This is a genomic window from Streptococcus sp. HMSC078H03 (assembly GCF_001808655.1).
Classification (GTDB): Bacteria; Bacillota; Bacilli; order Lactobacillales; family Streptococcaceae; genus Streptococcus; species Streptococcus salivarius_G.
The window spans coordinates 89405-106912 of sequence record NZ_KV794114.1 but is presented as its reverse complement, the minus strand read 5'-3'; the positions used below and the strand labels follow the sequence as shown (position 1 = coordinate 106912).

The following is a 17508-nucleotide window of genomic DNA, read 5'->3' as shown; positions in this document are numbered from 1 at the left end:
ACGAGTTGCTTCTATCCTATTAAAAATTAACTGTGTCAGGATTATCCTGAGTTTTGATGCCTTGAATCTTATCCAAGACTGCCATATCTTCCTCCGACAAATCAAAGTCAAAGATATCCAAGTTGGCTTCAATATTTTTTGGTGTCACTGACTTAGGTAGTGGCAAGAAACCTTTTTGAAGGCTCCAACGTAGGGCAACTTGAGCAACAGATTTTCCATTACGTTCAGCCACTGCTTCTACGTCTTCATTTCCAAAAATGCTACCAGTACCTAGTGGACTGTAGGCTTCAAGAAGAATGTCACGCTCTTGGCAATAAGCAACCAAATCTTCTTGAGCACAACCTGGAGCCAAGAGAATTTGGTTAACATGTGGCACAATTTCAGCCGTTTCAAGGAGAGCTTCGAGGTGATGTTGCATAAAGTTAGACACCCCAATAGCACGAACCTTACCATCTTTATAGGCTTCTTCCATTGCCTTCCAAGCGCCTGCGTTGCCAGCCTTCCAAGCATCATTCTCACGAAGAGCCTTTGGATTTGGCCAGTGGATGAGCAAAAGATCCAAATAATCCACACCTAGTCTTTCAAGAGACTCGTCGATAGAGGCCTTAGCCAAATCGTAATCGTGCTTGTCATTCCAGAGTTTAGTCGTTAGGAAAATATCCTCACGCGCCACATCACTATCTGCAATCGCCTTGCCTACAGAAACCTCGTTACCGTAGATTTGCGCCGTATCAATATGTGTGTAACCCGCCTTAAGTGCGAAACTAACGCTGTTATAAGCTTCTTCCCCTTCTGGAATCTGCCAAGTCCCAAAACCAATTTTAGGAACCGTAACGCCATTTGAAAGTGTATATGTTTCCATCCTGTTCTCCTTTTCAAGTTGTAACAGAATTATCTTAAAGGATATAAGATAAAATTGCAAAGATTTGCTACAGCTTGTTTGATGAATAGTTCCTTACTTCTTTTTCCGCTTCATTTTAAAGACAACACCATTTTCTTTAAGGATTTCCATGCTCACCTTTCCAACTCCTCTAATCGCTGCTACTTCCTCTTCCGTTTTCTTTTTAAAATCTTTAAATTCTATTAAGCCATGTTGACGAAGTATACGCTCCACACTTATTGAAAGACCTTGGAGGGCTTTGCTTGGTTCTATACTTTTTTCCAATTCTCTAATTAGTTTGTGCAATTCTGGATTTTTCTTTTTCGCAACATGTCTTTGTGGACGTTTTGCACAATATTTTTCGATTAACCAAGTAAAATAATATTCTGACTGGGACAGATCAACGACTTGATTAAAAACCATCAAAAGACTTTGCATACTATTGGCTTCAAATAAGATAGGGTTGACTTTAAGCGTTTCGGCAACTAGACGCTCTTCATCACCTTGTTCAATCATTTTTAAATAATTTTCGAACTCTGGATTTTTTGCATAGAGAAGATCAAAATAGAAATCCGCATCCTCAATATGTCCCGTCATTAGAGAGACCGTCATCATTGGTACTATCATCAAATCTTCTTCATGATATTCCATTTGCTCACATTCGAAAAAGTTTTTAGCCTTATCAAAATCCTCCAGATTACAATAGGTAGCCATCAATTCGTAACGGACTCCCATGTGATCTTGAACATCTATCTCTAGAATCTCTTCAAATTCCTTAATAGCAAACCGCTTCATACTGTTGCTTAAATAAAATTTAGCAAGATTATACTTCAAAGACAAATAAGGATGCTCGTCAAGATTAGCCCAGCCCATTTTTGGACCTTGATCCCACTTGGACCTTTGCTCTTTTTCTAAAGCAATTAGGCCTTTTAGATGTTCAAGAGGACTTTGAAAAGTCAAGAGCATCTGCTTAGCATCAAGATTTTCAGGATCTAGTTTTAAAGCTTCTGTCAAAAATTCCTGACTTCTCGAAGGATCTTCCTCGTGATAATGATAAGCCTCTTCAATGAGTTTCCAAGCTCTCTCCTGCTTTGAATCAGGGGAAGTGATCTCATCAAAAAGCCCTTGGTTGTATTGTCTTGCAAAATCTTCAAGAGCCATGTCCACACTGATATACTCTGTAATATGTTCTTCTAAGAATGCTTCTGCTTTTTCTGTGAAGTCTTCAAAAGATGATGTCATCAATCTTCTCCAATCTATGTTTATTTCTCTAACTACTATTGTATACGTTTTCATAGAAGATTACTATATTCTAAGTGAAATCAACAACCTCTTAAATTTTTATTGACAAAAATAGTCGCCAATCACAATACAGATAAGAATCCATAGAGTCTTATTTTGGGACATCTAAACCCAAAGTTGTATACTTATATTAGATAGAGTGCCATTGGACGATTAACGTCAAGGCATAATCTTCAAGTTTCATTTAAAGCTACAAAAAATCATTAACGTCTTGGGAGTGGTTTAGTCTCTTTTCTATATCAATAACTTTAACTCACTTTTTCATAATTTTACTTGACCACTCCCATTTTTAAGGGAATTGAAAACTGAGTTATATTTTAAAAGGAAACAGAGATCTGTTTCCTTTTTTCTTACTTCAAACCATGACAAAAGGAAACCCTTTCGAGTTTCCTTTATCAAATATATCGTTGGAGGCAAAGTCCAATAATACTTTAGTTGAGTGGTTCAATCACGAAGCTCAATTGATAGCTATCTGCTGAGCTAACCAAGAATTCGTCATGAACTGGAGCACCCCATGAGTCGTCACCACCGACACCCATTTGAGCAGCAAGAACTTTAATCCATGTAGCATCAGATTGTTGCAACTCATATTGATGACGAGCATTTTCAATTTGTTCAGTACTGTTACGCAAAGCACTGAATTCGAATGCCTTATTAAGTGCGGTGAATTTAAGTCCATTATGGTTATCATCAGATACTGTAAATTCACGAGTACCATAGTGATTACCAGATTCTTGTGGCATTAGATATGGAGCAAATGTCTTTTCAACAGATGTTTCATATCGACCAAGATAGGCACCAGGAAGTTTATCAAGGTAGCTTTCTTCTGCACCGTATCCATAATAGCTTAGGTTTGTAAATTGTGAACCGATAGCAAATTCTAGACCAAATTCAGGGAAGTTTGGCAAACCTGCTTTACCATCATAGTTTGCAGTAACAAAGATTCGACCCTTGTAATCAACTTGATAAGTCACCTTAACTTCGACATCAGACAAGCCAGGCAATTCATGAACATAAGTCACTTTAACAGAGTCATCTTCAATTTGAATTTGAGTATCTGTAACCTTACTATAGTTTCCAGCAACTTTCCAGCCTGCCATTTCGAATGGATATCCAGCACCACGGTCGTTGTCAGTGTAAGCACGAGTAAAGTTAAGTTTAGGACCTTTCTCAATGAATTCAACACCATTATACTTAGCAGATACTAGCGTATTTTGTGCACGTGAAAGCAAGATAGAGAAGTTTTGTCCTTGAATTCCGATGTTGAAGTCGCCTTCAACAACATTCAAAGGTGCTTTAACTGGTGTTTCAGTGCTAATCTTTTCAGCAACATATTGACCACGAACAATTTCATGTCCTTTTGGAGCCCATTCAGTTGCTTCATTCTGAACACAAGCAACTTCATAAATTCGTTCAGCATTTGAAGCTCCAACAGCGAATTCTACTGGGAATGTTGCTTCTTCACCTGGTTTAACATCAAAGTGATATTCACTTTCGCTAACTTTTCTACCATCTTCGTAAACTCTAGCTAGGAAAGTATAAGCAGAAAGATCTTCAAAGACATTATCATTCTTGATAGTTACTGATTTTTCATCAACAGCAATCTTAATATTAGAGTAAAGATGTTTAACTGTTTGAAGTTTTGGAGTTAGGGTACGATCTGCGAAGACAATACCATTTCCACAAAATTCGTAGTCAGAAGGTCTATCATGCCAGTCACCACCATATGATAGGAATTCGCTACCATTTGGAAGTAGTTTGTAAATAGCTTGGTCAATGAAGTCCCAAATAAATCCACCTTGGTATTCTGGATATTTCTCTAAGTCAGTGTAGAGTTTCAATCCACCACCAGAATTACCCATTGTGTGCATGTATTCACATGAAATATAAGGTTTTTGAGGATTGTTAGTGAGGTATTCTTCAATATCAGCTGGTTTCGCATACATACGACTTTCGATGTCTGTAATGTAATCAAATTCACGACACCATGTAACACCTTCATAGTGAACTGGACGAGTATTGTCAACACTACGGAAGTAATCAGCCATGTCAGCAATATCTTTACCAGCATATGATTCATTACCACAAGACCAAATGATAACACTAGCATGGTTCTTATCACGTTGGAACATGTTATTGGCACGATCCAAACAAGCAGGCAACCATTCTGGTTCACTAGCTGGGATATTCCATGAAGGTTCGCTTAGACCAAGTTTTTGCCATGTACCGTGTGTTTCAAGGTTGGCTTCATCGATAACATAAAGTCCATATTCATCACACAATTCATACCAACGTGTTTGGTTAGGATAGTGAGAAGTACGAACAGCATTGATGTTATGTTGTTTCATCACTTTGATATCCCAAAGCATATCTTCTTCAGTGATACAACGTCCTGTTCTAGCGTTAAATTCGTGTCTGTTAACCCCTTTAAAGACAATTCTCTTACCATTCAAAAGCATGAGTGTATCTTTAATTTCAAAGTGTCTAAATCCAACTTTAACTGGAACGACTTCAACAACTTGGTCATCATCCAAAACATGAAGGGTCAAATTGTAAAGTTTAGGACTTTCAGCACTCCAAGGTTTGATTTTCAGATTTTCAAGACTTACAGATAGTTCACCGTCACCATTAACAGATGCATCACCTTCTGTAACGATGCCTTCATAATCTGAAAGAACATATTTAATTTTCTTATCTTCGTAATCACCAACAGTCTTCAAATCAATATCCAATTGACCTGCTTTTGTTTGGTAATCATAATCTCCCTTAACAAAGAGATCTTGAACGTGAACTTTTGGAATAGCATACAAGTAAACATCTCTGAAAATACCGTAAAGTCTCCAGAAGTCTTGGTCTTCCAACCAGCTTGCTGTAGAGTAACGATAAACAGCTACCGCCAACTTGTTATCACCTTCAACAAGGTAATCACTGATTTCAAATTCACTAGGTGTAAATGAATCTTCACTGTATCCTACGAAGTTACCATTGACCCATACAAAGATGGAAGTGGCAACCCCTTGGAATGAGATAAATACTTTTTTATTTTTTAATGCATCATTCAAGGTAAAATGTTTAACGTATGATGCAACAGCATTTGATTCTTGAGGAACTTGAGGTGGACGAAGGAATTCTTTACCATCCCAAGGATATTGGGTATTCACATATTGTGGAGAACCAAAACCTTGAAGCTCTAAATGACCTGGTACATTGATGAAATTCAAATCCGTTTCATCAAATTCTGTTTTATAAAAGTCTTTTAAAACCTGATTTGTATTCTGAGCATAGTGAATTTTCCATTTTCCATTAAGAGATTGTCTTAACTTCATCTCCCCTTCAGAAAATTCTGTAAGAGATTCAAAAAACTTATGATCTGAGTGAGCGTCAACAGTATTAACGCTAACAATCTTTGGATCGTTTAAGTAAGTTTGAATTTTTTCAGTCGTGTTCATAGATTATTCTCCTTTTTTGAAGGTAATAACTTCAGACAAAGCTTCTACCTTTTCTCCAACTTCTTGTTCAAGATGGAAAGCACTGAATTTTTCTGAATTAGTTACAGTGACAAGTACTGTGTCATCAAGACCATTTTTCTCAATAATTGGTGACCAGAACTCAAGAAGTTTTTGTCCAACTTCAACACGATCACCTTGTTCTACGTAACTAATGAACCCTTCACCTTTAAGTTTAACTGTTCCGATACCAACGTGGATAAGAACAATGACACCATCTTCACTTTCAATACCAACTGCATGGCGAGTAGGAAGAACTTGACGAATGGTACCACTAATTGGTGCAAAGACAGCTCCATCAGTAGGTTTAATGGCGAAACCTTTACCCATGCTACCTGAAGCAAAGTGTTCATCATTAACACTTGAGAGGTCAACCAAATGACCAGTTGTAGGGTTTACAAGAGATACGACGTTAGCTTTAACTTCATTTTCAGAAGTTGCTACGCTAAAGCGATGTTCCAATTCTTCGACGATTTCAGCGTGACGTGCTTCAGTCAAAGTGATTTTACGAGCAATAATGAAGGCTCCGATAAGCATTGCTGCTGCTGGGAAACCAAACATGCTAAGCTTAAAGATAGACTGTTGATGTGTTGTAATTGTTGATGCTGAGGCACCTGTTGTCATACCAGCAGCTACGGCAATTGTAGAAACAAGCCAGTTTGACATCGCACCACCAAGTTTATCAACAAGTGGACGAACTGACAAAGTAAGTGATTCATCACGGTGTCCCAATTTCCATTGACCATATTCTACTGAGTCAGAGATAATCATGAGGATAACAAGGAACACAAGAGGTTGTGGAATAAAGAAGAGTTCAGCAGCAGTCAAGATCATTGGAAGTGATGTTCCTGCAATACTAAAGATTCCGATACCACCGAGCATTACTGCAATACATCCATAGAACAAACGTTTACGGTTGAATTTACCAGCTAGGCTAGGGAAGAGTGAAACTGAAACCAAACCAACAACTGTATTCAATCCGTAAAGGATTGAGTATTTCCCTGGATCACCAAGGATAAATGTGAAGTAAAAAAGTTGAAGAGCATTAAGTGTATTAATACCAAGACCATAGAACCAATATCCGAGAGACAACCACATCAATTGGTCGTTTTTACCAAGAACTTTAAAGACTTGTTTAAGGCTAGTTTTTTCTTTGTTATCACGAAGTTTTGACTCAACTTCACGTGTACCAATACCAACAGCAATTGATGTAATCACACCAATGAGAGCAACGATAAATGCAAACCAGAACCATCCAGATTTATCTCCAGAGCCACTACTGTTCGTCATAGAGAAGAACAAAACGATTGGCATGATGGCAACACCTACAATATTGGCACCAATCGTAGAACCAATACGGGCAAAAGTTGCCATTTTTTCACGTTCATGACTGTCAAGAGACAAGGCAGGAATCATTGACCAGAAACCGATATCTTTAATTGAGTAGAAGACATCCATTACAAGGTAGATAATTCCGAAAAGTACAAGGTACAAGAAAGGATTTGTTTTATTCAAACCACCTAAATCGGTGAAGAGAAGCAACAAGGCGATAGAACTGATGATACCACCACCAACTACCCATGGTTTGAATTTACCATACTTAGTATGAGTGTTATCAATCATGTTACCGATCAATGGATCGATAAATACTTCCAAGATACGCAAAATAGCGATGATGTTAGTAATTAATAGTACGTAGTGACTATTTTGCTTTGGATCACCTGTGTTAAACAAGTGAGTTGTCACAAACATGATAAAGTATGTTGACAACGTTGCATAGAAGACGTCGTTACCAAAAGCACCAGCTGAATAGGATAGACGAGACTTCATTTGACCTTTAGATTTTCCCATTACGAAAACCTCCTGTTAGTTGTTTTTTGAATACGCTTACATTATATAAGTATTAGTTTAAATCGTCAATAGTTTTAGTGATTTTTTACTAAACTTTTACTAAAACATGATTATTTTGATGAATTAAAATATTGGAAACCGATTTCATAGCTTACACTATGACCCTCCTCCAAGATGATATCTCCAAAATCTGTATGATTAACGGCATCTGGGAGTGTTTGAGCTTCCATAGCTATAGCTTCTCGTCCTTTTGCCATTTTGCCTTTATCTCTCGCAAAGTAAATATTATCCTCTATAATATCCATAGTATAAATAACTAAACCATTTCTGTTAGAGAAGATTTCAATACCATCTCCGCTTTCTTTGTCATGCAAAATAGCTACTTCTTTCACATGATCACAAGTTTCCCCTCCAACTACAAAGGCATCATCAAAACCGTTATTTGCTTCAATTCGAGGTAGTAAGTCAGTTGTCTTTCTAAAGTCATAATTTGTTCCATCTACATTAATTTTTTGTCCTGTTGGAATTAACTCAGAATCCAACTCTAAACGATAGTCTGAATAGATTTGTAACTCATGACTTGATAAATCCTGTTTGTCACTAAGATTAAAGTAAACATGGTTTGTCGGATTAAAGACTGTTGACTCTGTAACATCGAAGGCTTCAAAGAGTATTGTTAAGCGGTTATTATTGTTAAGTCTATAACTAATAGAGACTGTAACATCACCAGGAAAGCCATCTACACTTGAATAAAGTCTTCTAACAAACTTTGTCTCAACATATTCATCATTCAGGTTTGTGACATAGTTCCAATTTTGAACCTGCATTCCCTTTGGACCGCCATGTAAACAGTTTTCTCCCTCATTCTTAGGAAGGCTATAAAGAACCATATTATGAGTATACGAAGCTTTCCCAATTCTTCCAGCAACCCTACCAATGGACTGGCAGGTACATAAATTATTCTTATAGTAATCCTCGTAATCACTGAAACCAAGTACTATATTTTTATGAGCACCAGTTTCCGTTGGAACCAAAAACTCCTGAAGTGTAGCACCTGTTGTGAGTGTGGAAATGACAACACCATTATTATTTTCCATTGAAATTTTACTGACATCGCCTGAATCAACTTTTCCAATAATTTCGCAGCTTATTTTCATATTATTTCCTCAAAAAACAAAGAGTACAATAATTATATATACTCTTTGACCCTTTGTTTATTATTTTAATTATCCTCGATCATCGTACCCTTTTGGATGGCTAGAATGCCATGCCCAAGCACTTGCGATGATTTTTTCGATGTTATCAAATTGTGGTTTCCATCCAAGAACTGTACGTGCTTTTTCAGATGAAGCAATCAATGTATCAGGATCACCAGGACGACGATCAGCTTTTTCAGCTGGAATTTCTTTACCAGTTACCTTACGAGCGGCTTCAAGAATTTGAAGGTTTGAGAAACCTGTTGATGAACCTAAGTTAAAGGCTGTAGATTCATTACCTTTACGAAGATATTCAACAGCAAGGAGGTGAGCATCAGCCAAGTCAAATGGGTGAACATAGTCACGAACATTTGTACCATCAGGAGTGTTGTAGTCATCACCAAAAATCATGATTTTTTCACGAACACCTTGAGCTACTTGAAGGATAATTGGAAGAAGGTGAGTTTCTGGACCATGGTCTTCACCGATAGATCCATCAGGTTTTGCACCAGCAACGTTGAAGTAACGAAGTGGCACATATTTAATACCATAAGCTTTATCAGACCACTTCATGATAGTTTCCATCATCAACTTACTTTCACCATATGGGTTGATAGGATTTTGTGGTGTTGTTTCAAGAATTGGAATTTCTTCTGGGATACCGTAAGTTGCTGCTGTTGATGAGAAGACAATGTATTTAACACCGCATTCGTTCATAACTTCAAGCAATTTAACCATTCCAGCTGTATTGTTATCAAAATATTTGAGTGGTTTTTCCATTGATTCACCAACCAATGAATAGGCCGCAAAGTGAATAACGGCATCAACATCAGGGTTTTCTTTGAAGACCTTTCTCATAAAATCTTGATCAGAGAGATCGCCTTGATAGAAAATAGCATCTGGATGTACGGCAGCACGATGACCTGTTACCAAACTATCTACTACTACTACTTTTTCTTGACCTTTTTCAACTAAGCGATCAACCATGTGAGAACCTATATAACCAGCTCCACCTAATACTAAAATTGCCATTTCTTATCTCCTTTCTTCAGAAAAAACAATTAATCAGCTAAATTTACAAAATCTACAAATGCTTTAAACTGATCTAAGCCTTCACTATTAGTCTTATAAACACCTGCATCTTCTAGTACACGAGCAAAGATATCTGCAACAGATTGGCGAACAACTTCTGTCACTTCCTCAGCCGTAACATTCGGATTTTGAGCTTTGAGTTCATCTGCCCATTCTTGGTGAATTGGAGCTACTTGATTGCCTTGACCCAATAGATAGTCTTCAACATCTTTAAGTTCTGTTTTCAAACGAGGTGGAAGAATGGCCAATCCCATAACTTCAATCAAACCAATGTTTTCTTTCTTAATATGTTGAACATCTTTATGTGGGTGGTAGATACCGTCTGGATGTTCTTCAGAAGTTTGATTGTCACGAAGAACCAAATCCAATTCAAATTTGCCGTCTTTTCTACGAGCAATTGGGGTAATGGTGTGGTGAGGTTGTCCATCAGACTCAGCCAAGACACCAGCTTTTTCGTCTGAATAACCACGCCAGCAATTTAAAATTTTGGTTGCAAGAGCAATAAGTCTTTCCTTATCTTCACTTCTTAAACGAAGAACTGACATAGGCCAATTAACGATACCAGTCTCAACATCAGAGTAACCATCAAAGCTAACTTTTTCTTTAATGCCTGCTACTTCCATTGGGAAGGTATGGCGACCACCTTGATAGTGTTCATGTGTAAGAATTGAACCACCTACAATTGGAAGATCGGCATTTGAACCTGCAAAGTAACCAGGAAATGCTTCAACAATTGATAGGAGACGACCAAAAGTCAATGGACTGATGTGCATTGGTTCGTGCTTACCATAAAAGAAGATAGAATGTTCATTAAAGTAAGCATATGGTGAATATTGGAAGCCCCAGTCATTTCCTTCCATTTGGAAACGAATAACACGGTGATTACTACGTGCTGGGTGATTGATGCGACCAAGATAACCTTCATTTTCCATACAAAGTTGGCATTTTGGATAATCAGAAGCTACCGCATTTTTAGCAGCAGCGATGGCTTTTGGATCTTTTTCAGGTTTTGAAAGGTTAATCGTAATTTCCAAGTCACCGTATTTAGTAGGTGCTTTATAAGCAATGTTTTGTGCAATAGCTTTAACTTTTACATAATCATTTCGTTTACTTTGTGCATAAAAGTCAGCAATTGCTTGCTCTGGGTCAGATTTATAAGTATCCCAGAAGTTACGATTGACAAGGCTAGGGCTCGGTGTAATCAAGTCCATGAGTTGAGCACCGATGATATCTTGTTCTTCATTAAGTTCACCTACTGAACCAGCTTTAACACCTGCTTGAAGCAACTGGTCTTTAAGGTCAATCAATTCAGAGCTATCTGTTTCAACATCAGCAACTCCTTCTCCAACCAAAGCAAAAACTTTGTTTGTCAAATAGATACGGTCCAATTCCTCATAATCACTATTTTCAATAACCAGAGTTACAAAAGTGTTTACTAAATTTTCAGCCATAATCTCTACTTCTTTCTCATTAATCAAGTACTCGTGAACCGCCAGCTACTTCAGCAATATAGAAGCTTGGTGCATAACCAACGACTTCTTCATAACGTTGACCAACTGCTTTTTTGAAATCTTCAACTTTATCTTTGTTTACTAACGCAATGGCACATCCACCAAATCCCGCTCCTGTCATACGAGCTCCAAGAACACCTTCTTGTTCCCATGCTGTGTGTGCCAAAGTATCAAGTTCAAGACCTGTCACTTCGTAATCATGTTCCAATGACACGTGAGAAGCATTCATAAGGCGTCCAAAGCCTTCCAAATCCCCTGATTCAAGAGCTTTACGGGCTTGAAGTGTACGTTGATTTTCAAGAACTGCATGGCGTGCACGTTTGATACGATTTTCATCTTTAATCAAGTAGCTGTATGCATCAAATGTCCAGAGGTCCAATTCACCAAGTGTTTGGATATCAAGTTTTTCTTGGAGTTCAGATACTGCTGTTTCACATTCAGCACGACGTTCATTGTATTTAGAATCAGCCAATTCACGACGTTTGTTAGTGTTCATGATAACAACAACATTGTCTTTAAGGTCAAGTGGTACCAAGTCATACTCTAAAGTATTTGTATCCAAGTAAATCGCACGTTGATCAGCTCCCATACCAATAGCGAATTGGTCCATGATACCAGAGTTAACGCCGATAAAGTCATTTTCAGTTTGCTTACCGATTTTAACCAAGTCAAGGCGTTCCAATTTAAGGTCATAAAGTTTTTCAGCAATAACACCAATCAACAATTCCAAAGATGATGATGATGACAAGCCTGATCCATTTGGAATGTTACCATAGATGTAAATATCCATACCTGAATCAATCGTATGACCAGCCTCTTGCAAGAAATGAAGAACACCTTTTGGATAGTTTGTCCAGTTGTGTTCTTTTTCAAAACGAAGATTTTCAAGTGGTACTTCGATGATGCCTTTATCCTCAAAGTTACCTGAGAAGAAACGCAAAACTTTGTCATCACGTTTGCGGGCCGCTCCGTAAGTACCTAGGGTAATGGCTGCTGGAAATACATGACCACCGTTGTAGTCCGTATGCTCACCAATCAAATTAATACGACCTGGAGAAAAGAAAGTATGTTCTGCTTCTACACCAAAAACTTCTTTAAACTTTTCTCTTAACTGTGATGTCTTCATAGGATGTACCTCGCTTATTCTTTTTTACACTAACAGTGTAACCCCTTTCACAAGGAAAATCAATATTTTTACTGTTTTTTTAGTAAAAAAATAGGTAAAATTTTAGAATTTATGATATACTTTGGATGAAAGGAGAACAATATGGCTACATTAAAAGATATCGCAAAATTGGCTGATGTATCAATCGCAACTGTTTCACGTGTTCTCAACCAAGATGAAAACCTCTCCGTTACTGAAGAAACCAGGCACCGTATTTTAACTGCGGCAGATGAAATCGGATATACCAAACATAAGAAAATCGGAAACTTGAAAAAAGAAAAACATCAAGTGGCAATTATCCAATGGGTAAGTGAGGAAGATGAGTTAGACGATCTCTACTACTACAACATTCGGCTTGGAATTGAAACAAGAGCCCATGAGCTAGACTACGAGATGCTTCGTTATTTCAATGACATTCCTTTTAGTCTCGCTGAAGAAGTCATAGGTATACTTTGTATCGGAAAGTTTAGTCGTGAACAGATTACTGAATTGGAATCATTGGGTAGATCACTGGTCTTTGTAGATAGTGATACCCTACTTCAGGGACATCCTTGTGTGACAACTGACTTTGAAAATGCTGTTCAAACGGCACTAAGTTATCTCACTGAGCAAGGGTGTAAGAGCATCGGTCTTTTAACAGGGCAAGAAAAAACAACGGATTCAACTGAAATCGTTCCGGAGCCTCGTTTACGTTCTTATCGTAACTACTGTATTGAAAAGAGCATCTATGACCCTCTTTTGATTCTTTCAGGTAATTTTACAGTTCGATCTGGCTATGACCTTTTAGCCTCTAAAATAGCAAGTGGTACACCCCTACCAGATGCCTACTTTGCAGCTAGTGACAGTCTGGCTATCGGTGCTCTTAGAGCCCTTCAGGAAAATGGCATTAATGTCCCAGAAGATATCCAGATTATCTCCTTTAATGACACCAGTCTAGCCAAACAAGTTTATCCGCCACTTTCTAGTGTTACTGTTTATACCGAAGAAATGGGACGAACTGCCATGGATGTCCTCAATAAACAAGTCTTGGCTCCAAGAGAAATCCCGACACTTACTATGTTGGGCACTAAACTGACTCTGAGAGAAAGTACGAAATAACAATCATTTAATAGACAAAAGGTGGTCGCCAACAGTTAGTTGGCAACCACTTTTCTTTTTATTTCATCTTCACACAAATAGCATCCCAGGCTTGGAGTTTGCCTTGGTCTGTAATTGGCTCTAATTCGGTATTTGCAATGACAACTTCTGCTCTTTCGAAATCATAACAGAAGTCTTGTTCTTGGTCCGATAGGTTGACTACAACCAGATAACTGCTATCTTTAGTTTTCCGAATGTAAGCAAAGACTTTGTCAGTTGTCTCCAAGAGTTCAAAGTCAGCATCTACCAACCAATCTTGAGTCTTACGAAGCTCTACGAGCTTCTGATATGTATAGAAAATTGATTCTGGATTGGCAAGGGCTGATTCAACATTTATGTCCTTATAGTTTGGATTAACAGGTAACCAAGTCTTATCCGATATGCTAAATCCAGCATTTTTAGACGTATCCCATTGCATTGGTGTTCGAGCATTGTCACGACCCACTTGACGGATTTGGTCCATGATAACTTCTATCGCTGCCCCTTTTTCGAGAGCTTCTTTGGCATAGTTGAGAGATTCAATGTCATTCAATTCTTCCAAAGTTCTAAAAGGATAATTGGTCATGCCGATTTCTTCACCTTGATAAATGTAAGGTGTTCCTCTCATCAGATGAAGGAGGATAGCCAAGGCCTTGGCTGACTTCTCACGATAGACACCAGTATCTCCCCACATTGAGAGAATACGAGGCAGATCATGGTTATTCCAAAAAAGTGAGTTCCAACCTTGTCCCAACTCTAACTCGGTTTGCCATTTATTAAAAATAGCCTTAAGTGCTGAAACATCCAACTCCTTCTCATACTCCCATTTAGGGCTATCTGGCTTATGCTGAAGTCCAATATGTTCAAACTGGAAAACCATGGAAAGTTCTTGATTATCTGGATTTGAATACTGTTTAGCAATTTCCGGTGTTGCTCCCCAGGTTTCACCAACGGTTAGAAGGTCGTGCTTTCCAAAGCTTGCCTGGTTCATCTCCTTGATATAATCGTGAAGTTTTGGACCGTTTGTATCAATCAGTTGATCTGGGATCTTACCAATCATATCAATCACATCCATGCGGAAACCACCGATTCCCTTATCAATCCAGAAATTCATCATGTCATAAACTTTCTGGCGCAACCGTGGATTTTCCCAGTTGAGGTCTGGCTGTTTCTTACTAAAGAAATGCAGATAATATTGGCCTGAGGTCTCATCATATTCCCAAGCGGAGCCACTAAAGATAGACACTAACTCATTAGGTTTGTCTCGCCAGATGTAGAAATCTCGTTCAAGACTTTCTGGATTATCACGCGCTTCGATGAACCATGCATGCTCATCAGACGTATGGTTAACCACCAAGTCCATAACAATTTGAATATCACGCTTCTTGGCTTCCGCCAAAAGCTCATCCATGTCACTCATGTCTCCAAAAATATCTGCAATAGCCTCATAGTTAGCAATATCATAGCCATTGTCATCCATTGGACTGTCATAGACAGGCGAAAGCCATAGGGCTGTAATTCCGAGTTTTTGAAGATAATCTAGCTTACTAGTAATTCCCTTGAGGTCACCGATGCCATCACCGTTTTTGTCCATAAAAGATTTAGGGTAAATTTGATAAATTGTAGCCTTGTGCCACCAGTATTTTTGCATGATTCTACTCCTCGTTTTTATTATCATCGTGAGTCTGATAGTTCTATTTTACGTTTTTCTAGAAGTTATGCAAGCGATTTCTTTTGTTGTTTAAAACATTTCAATGACCTATATTCCAGACTCCTTAAACTTTTGGTAATATTGAAAAATAATAGAGTTGAAATGTAAGGTTAGCCTTTGCTTATTTTAACAATACAAAGAAAACGATGGTTAATATCTTAACCATCGCTTTTTACTTTTTGGGCAAGACCATAACAAAGCGCCTCCCCGTAGAACTTTTTTCAAATCTATAGCTAAGTTCCTCATGCTCTAAAAGGTATTTGACTACAAAAAGGCCTAATCCTCCTTCTTTCTTAGACTGAGCTTTAGTTGAAATATTTTCTTTAGATACACTCGTATTTTCAATGACAAAATCAGTTCCTTCATTTTCTAAACCTATTCGAATCACTCCACCCTTATCAGAATGCTTGACTGCATTACTGATGATATTTGAGAGAACCAATTTCAAAATAGGTAAATTCATGAAAATACTAGTTACCGGAAGATAATTGTCAATTGATAGGGAGCGATTCTCAACCAACACTTGATTTTGAGTGAGTATGCGATTTACCACATCATCTAACTGAATCCACTCCTTATCACCACCTAATTCTTGAACAGAAGATAAAGACAGGATTTCTAGGACAATCTGGTTCATCTCATCGACGATGTCAAGAGAAACTGATAGGTAGCGGTCCCGATCCTTGTAGCGACCAATTTTATCTCGCATATTTTCTAGGATAATCTTCAAGCTGGCCAGAGGCGTCTTGAGCTCATGCGAGGCCCCCCGTAGGAATTCCACCTTCATCTGCTCCAACTTCAGATTTTCCTGTTTCTGCTGCTCTAGATTGTCGATCACCTCTAGGAGATGATGATAGAGGTCGTTGATCTGTTGCTTAAGGACACCAATCTCATCCTGCGAGTGAATAGGAAGACTGGCTGTCCGATCCAGCCGCTTCATCCGCTTGGTCATCTGCTTGATCTCAAGGATTGGAGCAGAAATCATGCGGGCATAGAGATAGGAGGCAATCAGCGATAGAACAAAGGAAGCAAGGAGACTATAGGGAAGAAAGCCCAGACTGATGTCCCGCGCTTCCTTTTGCGAATCGACGGTCGCTAAGAATTGCAAGGTTAAGTCTTTCCCTTCCTTGGTCTGAATCTTTCGCTCTTCAATGACCAGGGAATTATTCTGGCTGTCAGGGTTCACGAGCAGGTCATCCTTGACCTCTAGGGCATTTTGTTTTTGCTTTCCTTTGATAGACACCTTGATATCATTGGTCTTGGAATAAAGGTCGATGACCGACTCAATGGTCCCTTCTTCCTGGCCCTGGAAACTCTTAGCCAGAGCTTGCGATTTCTTCAAAATCGTCTGGCGCTGGGACTCGATATAGGTCGATGGAAAAATAAAGTAAACCGAAGCATGTAGAAGAATGACTAAGCTACTAAAAAGGGCAAAGGTAATCAGAAAGATTTTTGCAAAGATACTCCGTTTGGTCATGGTCTCTCCAATTTATAGCCGACATTGCGTACCGTAACGATACAGTCCAGCTCTAGTTTTTTTCGTAGTTCCTTGATATAGACATCGATCACCCGATCAAAAGGAATCTCCTCCGTCTCCTTCCAGACGGCATCGAGGATCTGAGAGCGAGTCCGGGCCTTGCCTTCATGCTGGAGCAGGTATTCCAAGATTTCCAACTCCTTGGCATTCATGGAGATGGCTTGCCCAGCTAGGCTGGCTGTGTAGCTCTCAAAATCCACCTGTGCCTCTCCATAGGTGAAGACCCGTGAAGGCTGAAGCTTTTTAAAAATAGCTTCGATACGGACCTTCAAGAGGGACAAGGAGAAGGGTTTTTCCAGATAGCCATCTGCCAACTCTCCAAAGGCTGTCAACTTATAGTCCTCGTCATGGAAGGCCGTTAGCATGAGGACAGGGACTGAGCTGGTCTTCCGGATGGTCTTGAGTACTTCCAAGCCATTGAGGATAGGGAGCTGGATATCCAGCAAGACCAGATCTGGCGCCTCTCTGTGAAAGAGGTCCAGGGCCTCCTGCCCATCGCCTGCTTCAAAGACCTCATAGCCACATTCCATGAGATAGTCGCTCATCCCTTCGCGAATCAGGACTTCATCTTCTACGATTAGTATCTTCATACATTATCCTTTTAATCTATATATGGTCTCTTTCTTCCATTATACCGTTTT

At 38.8% G+C, this 17508-nt stretch carries 12 protein-coding genes; 1 reads left to right on the top strand and 11 read right to left on the bottom strand.

The features are described 5' to 3' along the window. Window positions 1-19 precede the first annotated feature (19 nt). From HMPREF2607_RS07940 to HMPREF2607_RS07905, 8 genes are all read right to left on the bottom strand, one after another. Window positions 20-862, bottom strand: a complete 843-nt coding sequence (locus HMPREF2607_RS07940; RefSeq protein ID WP_070476616.1) for an aldo/keto reductase — start codon at window positions 860-862, stop codon at window positions 20-22. 93 nt (window positions 863-955) lie between these two features. Then, window positions 956-2176, bottom strand: a complete 1221-nt coding sequence (locus HMPREF2607_RS07935) for a tetratricopeptide repeat protein (protein ID WP_230310587.1) — start codon at window positions 2174-2176, stop codon at window positions 956-958. 437 nt (window positions 2177-2613) lie between these two features. Next, entirely contained in the window at window positions 2614-5631 is a 3018-nt protein-coding gene (locus HMPREF2607_RS07930; RefSeq protein WP_060934052.1) for a beta-galactosidase, LacZ type, read from the bottom strand. A gap of 3 nt (window positions 5632-5634) precedes the next feature. Beyond that, window positions 5635-7539 carry a sugar MFS transporter gene (locus tag HMPREF2607_RS07925; RefSeq protein WP_014632923.1) on the bottom strand — a complete coding sequence of 635 codons (1905 nt, stop codon included), beginning with the start codon at window positions 7537-7539 and terminating at the stop codon, window positions 5635-5637. Between the two features lie 110 nt (window positions 7540-7649). Next, the gene (galM, locus tag HMPREF2607_RS07920; protein ID WP_048790040.1) at window positions 7650-8696 is read right to left on the bottom strand and encodes a galactose-1-epimerase; all 1047 of its coding nucleotides are present in this window, start codon (window positions 8694-8696) and stop codon (window positions 7650-7652) included. Window positions 8697-8765: 69 nt separating this feature from the next. After that, window positions 8766-9767 (bottom strand): UDP-glucose 4-epimerase GalE, encoded by a 1002-nt coding sequence (gene galE, locus HMPREF2607_RS07915; RefSeq protein ID WP_002888050.1) that lies wholly within the window; start codon window positions 9765-9767, stop codon window positions 8766-8768. A 29-nt stretch (window positions 9768-9796) separates the two neighbouring features. Continuing rightward, the gene (gene galT, locus HMPREF2607_RS07910; protein ID WP_070476613.1) at window positions 9797-11278 is read right to left on the bottom strand and encodes a UDP-glucose--hexose-1-phosphate uridylyltransferase; all 1482 of its coding nucleotides are present in this window, start codon (window positions 11276-11278) and stop codon (window positions 9797-9799) included. A gap of 19 nt (window positions 11279-11297) precedes the next feature. Then, window positions 11298-12464, bottom strand: coding sequence for a galactokinase (locus tag HMPREF2607_RS07905; protein WP_060934054.1), 1167 nt, complete (start codon window positions 12462-12464; stop codon window positions 11298-11300). Between the two features lie 141 nt (window positions 12465-12605). Between HMPREF2607_RS07905 and HMPREF2607_RS07900 the strand changes: the two genes are divergently transcribed. Then, entirely contained in the window at window positions 12606-13601 is a 996-nt protein-coding gene (locus HMPREF2607_RS07900; protein ID WP_004182253.1) for a LacI family DNA-binding transcriptional regulator, read from the top strand. A gap of 58 nt (window positions 13602-13659) precedes the next feature. Here the strand turns inward: HMPREF2607_RS07900 and dexB are convergent, their stop codons facing one another. From dexB to HMPREF2607_RS07885, 3 genes are all read right to left on the bottom strand, one after another. Next, window positions 13660-15270 (bottom strand): glucan 1,6-alpha-glucosidase DexB, encoded by a 1611-nt coding sequence (gene dexB, locus HMPREF2607_RS07895; protein WP_070476610.1) that lies wholly within the window; start codon window positions 15268-15270, stop codon window positions 13660-13662. Between the two features lie 232 nt (window positions 15271-15502). Further along, window positions 15503-16807 carry a sensor histidine kinase gene (locus tag HMPREF2607_RS07890; protein WP_070476609.1) on the bottom strand — a complete coding sequence of 435 codons (1305 nt, stop codon included), beginning with the start codon at window positions 16805-16807 and terminating at the stop codon, window positions 15503-15505. Continuing rightward, window positions 16804-17457: a response regulator transcription factor gene (locus tag HMPREF2607_RS07885; RefSeq protein ID WP_037602238.1), complete on the bottom strand. Its 654-nt coding sequence runs from the start codon at window positions 17455-17457 to the stop codon at window positions 16804-16806. The genes HMPREF2607_RS07890 and HMPREF2607_RS07885 overlap by 4 nt, the downstream gene beginning before the upstream one ends. Between the last annotated feature and the right edge of the window lie 51 nt (window positions 17458-17508).

What these genes read in the sequence shown, in the direction of transcription:
- HMPREF2607_RS07940 (WP_070476616.1), bottom strand. Translation starts at nt 862, where the DNA reads ATGGAAACATATACACTTTCAAATGGCGTTACGGTTCCTAAAATTGGT.
- HMPREF2607_RS07935 (WP_230310587.1), bottom strand. Translation starts at nt 2,176, where the DNA reads ATGAAAACGTATACAATAGTAGTTAGAGAAATAAACATAGATTGGAGA.
- HMPREF2607_RS07930 (WP_060934052.1), bottom strand. Translation starts at nt 5,631, where the DNA reads ATGAACACGACTGAAAAAATTCAAACTTACTTAAACGATCCAAAGATT.
- HMPREF2607_RS07925 (WP_014632923.1), bottom strand. Translation starts at nt 7,539, where the DNA reads ATGGGAAAATCTAAAGGTCAAATGAAGTCTCGTCTATCCTATTCAGCT.
- galM (WP_048790040.1), bottom strand. Translation starts at nt 8,696, where the DNA reads ATGAAAATAAGCTGCGAAATTATTGGAAAAGTTGATTCAGGCGATGTC.
- galE (WP_002888050.1), bottom strand. Translation starts at nt 9,767, where the DNA reads ATGGCAATTTTAGTATTAGGTGGAGCTGGTTATATAGGTTCTCACATG.
- galT (WP_070476613.1), bottom strand. Translation starts at nt 11,278, where the DNA reads ATGGCTGAAAATTTAGTAAACACTTTTGTAACTCTGGTTATTGAAAAT.
- HMPREF2607_RS07905 (WP_060934054.1), bottom strand. Translation starts at nt 12,464, where the DNA reads ATGAAGACATCACAGTTAAGAGAAAAGTTTAAAGAAGTTTTTGGTGTA.
- HMPREF2607_RS07900 (WP_004182253.1), top strand. Translation starts at nt 12,606, where the DNA reads ATGGCTACATTAAAAGATATCGCAAAATTGGCTGATGTATCAATCGCA.
- dexB (WP_070476610.1), bottom strand. Translation starts at nt 15,270, where the DNA reads ATGCAAAAATACTGGTGGCACAAGGCTACAATTTATCAAATTTACCCT.
- HMPREF2607_RS07890 (WP_070476609.1), bottom strand. Translation starts at nt 16,807, where the DNA reads ATGACCAAACGGAGTATCTTTGCAAAAATCTTTCTGATTACCTTTGCC.
- HMPREF2607_RS07885 (WP_037602238.1), bottom strand. Translation starts at nt 17,457, where the DNA reads ATGAAGATACTAATCGTAGAAGATGAAGTCCTGATTCGCGAAGGGATG.